Raw genomic sequence first — 3,309 nt, 5'->3', positions numbered from 1 at the left:
CTTCCCTCTTGCCCTCCTGCTTCGTGCCGTTGTTTACGTCTTGCTTCTCGCCGCCGTTTGCGCCCTGCTGCGCGGAACTTTTTAAATTTACGGCGCCTGCGGAGGCTTGTCCATCAAAATTTTGCTCGTTAGAATTCTCACTACTTTTTAAATTTACGCTCTCGCTACGGATAAAATTCTCTCCCGCGCCGCCTGCGGTAAAATTCTCGCTCGTATTACTATCCGCATTGCCGCCCGCGATGAAATTTTTAAAATTTCCGCCGCTGCGAGCGAAAGCCAAAAACGCCTCGAAAATATCGCCGTGCATGCGAAAATCGCGCCGCTGTAAGCAGCCGAGCCCGAGCTGTGCCATCTCGCCATCAAGCAGCATCGACTTTATGATCTGAAGCTCCGCGATCTCCTTGCGGCGCAGTAACGTCCGCCCACCCCTCGCCGAAGCCGTAGGCGGCGCAGAGCTTTCATAGCGCGCCGTGTTTTGAGTACGAATAAAATTTCCGCCGTTTAAGCTCCCGCTCGCACCGCCCCTGCCGTCTGCGCCGCGCCCTTCGTAAGAACCGAAATCGCGAGAGCCGAAGCTCCCGCCCTCGTTAAAATTTCGCCCCTCAAAGCCCGCGCCGAAATTTTTACCGCCGCTAGAGAGATTAAACGAGCCCGGCGAGATGTTTAAAATTTGCGCCACTAGGCTCTGATAGGACTCGGCAAGCACGGGGCCGAGCGCTGCGGTAAATTCTTTGATCTCATTTAGCGCCGCTTCTTTTTGCACGGGACGGGCGAGGTCGTATTTTTTAGCGATTCTTCGGATCAGAAACTCCCCGCTCTCCATGCCGCTAGCATAAATTTGCTCTAGCTCGCGCACCTTGCCCGCGACTATCATATCCGCAGGATCGGCACCGCCGCCGATTATAGCGACGCTTGAGTCGATCTTATTCAGGCACAAAAGCCGCGCCGATTTCATCGCCGCATTGATGCCCGCAGCGTCGCCGTCGAAGCTAAGCACGACGTTAAGCTCCGCGCGCTTTATAAGCGGCAGATGAGCGGGCGTCAGCGCCGTGCCGAGCACCGCTACGGCGTTATCGATGCCCGCTTGATGCAGCATGATGACGTCCATGTAGCCCTCGGTGATGATGAGGGTTTTTTTGGCAATTGCGCTTTTTTTTGCAAGGTCGAATGCGTAGAAAATTTTAGATTTATCAAACAGCGCGCACTGCGGCGAATTGACGTATTTAGCCGGGTTGCCGCTTATCGTGCGGCCGCCGAAGCCTACAAGCTTGCTCGCGTGGTTGTAGATCGGAAAGGTGATCCGCTCGATGAAGCTAGCATAAAGCCCGCGCTCGTTTTGCTTCACCGCGCCCGCATTTAGCGCGTCTTGCGGCGGAATTTCTTCGTTTTGCAAAACTCTGATCGTCTGCGCGCTAGCTCCTGCGTAGCCAAGGCCGAATTTACGAATGCTTTGATCGCTTAGGCCGCGATCGTGCAGGTATTTTACGGCGGCGGGATTTTGATAAAGGCAGCTTTGGTAATAGGCGTTTAAAATCTCAAGCACCTTCTTCTCTTCGCTGCGCTCCTGGACTTTGGCGCCGGTGTATTGCAGCGCGAAATTATACATCCCCGCAAGCTTTTCGACCGCTTCGGGAAAGCTTATCTTTTCGTAATCTTGGATAAATTTAATCGCATTGCCGCCCGCTTTGCACGAAAAGCAGTGAAAAATTCCAAGCTTGGAGCTCACGCTCATGCTCGGGTGCGAATCGTCGTGAAAGGGGCAGACGCCCACGAAATTTGCGCCGCTGCGCTTAAGCGGGATATATTTTTCTACGACATCTACGATATCTACGGTGGCTAGCAGATTTTCTATGCTTTCGTTTTTAATCATAAGCGAAATTATACCCGCACTTTGCTATAATTGCCCTTTATTTTTGCGACGAGGTTTGATTTGGATAATTTTTTCTTAGACGATCGCGACCCGATTTTCGGGCTTATCATGCTGATAAGCATAATCTTGCTAGTGTCGATTCTAAGCTACATTTGGGGAGTTTTTTCTAAAAAAAACGAGAGGCAGAGCTTAGAGAATTTTATCAAAAAATTTGACACCCTAGACGCGCTTAGCACCGAGCACAGGCAGCTTTTAGCAAGCCCGCAAATAGACATCCCGACGCTTGGAATTTTGGCTAGCTCTTTCGTAAAAAGCGGCGACTTCGAGCGCGCGATAGAAATTTATCTAATCGCGCTAGGCAAGGCTAGCGGCGGCGTGCAGAGGGAGTTTATCCTTACCAATCTCGGTATCGTATATTTCAAAGCGGGCTTTTTAGGGCGCGCCGAAGAGGTGTTTTTGCAGGCGCTGAAGCTGCGCCCCAGAAACAAAGAGGCTCTTACGCATCTTACGGTGATTTATGAGCGGCTGAAGCGCTTTAATGAGGCGCTTGAGGTGCTTGACGCGCTGCGCGAACAGGACGCCGAAGTATATGCTCAAAGCCAGTTCGAGCGCGCTCAGATCATCGCAAACGACGCCAATACGCCGTTTAATAAAAAGATCGCTAAAATTTCAAAGCTAGACTTCAAAGGCGCAGGGCGGTTCTGCATGGAGCTTTTTATCAAAAACAAAGAGCCTATGGAGAGCTTTGACCGCTTCCCGCCGATCGAGCAGGCGATCGATCTGATCTATGATTTCCCTGCGGCGGTAAATACGCAGGATGCGGAGTACAATGCGCTTTTTTACGTGCTTGGAAAAAGCGATCAAAAGCCGCAGAGCGCGAGTAAAATTTTTGAGATCAACGCGCTTATGGCTATGAAGGACGCGGGCTTTGAGGACGCGGGGCTTAGCTTTAGCTACACCTGCGCGAAGTGCAAAAGCTCGGTGGGGCTCTTCTCGCACCGCTGTCCGGTCTGCTACGAGCTAGGCAGCATGGAGATCAGAGCGCAAATTTCGGAGAAAACCGGTGAAATCGGTCAAACTTTTTAGCGACGGCAGCTGTCTCGGAAACCCTGGAGCGGGCGGCTGGGCTTATATACTGCAATACGGCGACGCGATAAAAAAGGCAAGTGGCGCAGAAGCGATGACGACCAATAATCAAATGGAGCTAACCGCCGCTATAATGGGGCTTAGCGCGCTTAAGCAGCCCTGCCGCGTCGAGCTTTTTACCGATAGCGAATATGTCGTTAAGGCGATAAGCTCCTGGCTCGCAAAGTGGGTCGTTACCGATTTTAAGGGCAAGAAGAATGCAGATCTGTGGCGCAGATACCTTGCGGCGGCGGCGCCTCACGAGATCAAGGCCTCCTGGGTCAAGGGGCATGCGGGTCATCCGCAAAACGAAG

The 3,309-nt window shown here is 52.2% G+C and carries 3 protein-coding genes; 2 read left to right on the top strand and 1 reads right to left on the bottom strand.

Annotation, left to right across the window (positions count from 1 at the left end):
* On the bottom strand, nt 1–1,870 hold a 1,870-nt coding region (dnaG, locus tag Q0256_RS04320), incomplete at its 3' end, for a DNA primase (RefSeq protein WP_297960357.1).
* 60 nt (nt 1,871–1,930) lie between these two features.
* Between dnaG and Q0256_RS04315 the strand changes: the two genes are divergently transcribed.
* A complete protein-coding gene (locus Q0256_RS04315; protein ID WP_297960354.1) occupies nt 1,931–2,956 on the top strand; it encodes a tetratricopeptide repeat protein in 1,026 nt (341 codons plus the stop codon).
* Nucleotides 2,934–3,309, top strand: a 376-nt coding sequence (rnhA, locus tag Q0256_RS04310) for a ribonuclease HI (protein WP_297960351.1), incomplete at its 3' end; no start/stop codon positions are given. The genes Q0256_RS04315 and rnhA, both read left to right, overlap by 23 nt.

The sequence above is a fragment of the uncultured Campylobacter sp. genome (assembly GCF_937949835.1).
Lineage (GTDB): Bacteria > Campylobacterota > Campylobacteria > Campylobacterales > Campylobacteraceae > Campylobacter_B.
Note: the sequence above shows the minus strand (reverse complement) of the source record. Positions and strands in the feature narration are given on the sequence as shown.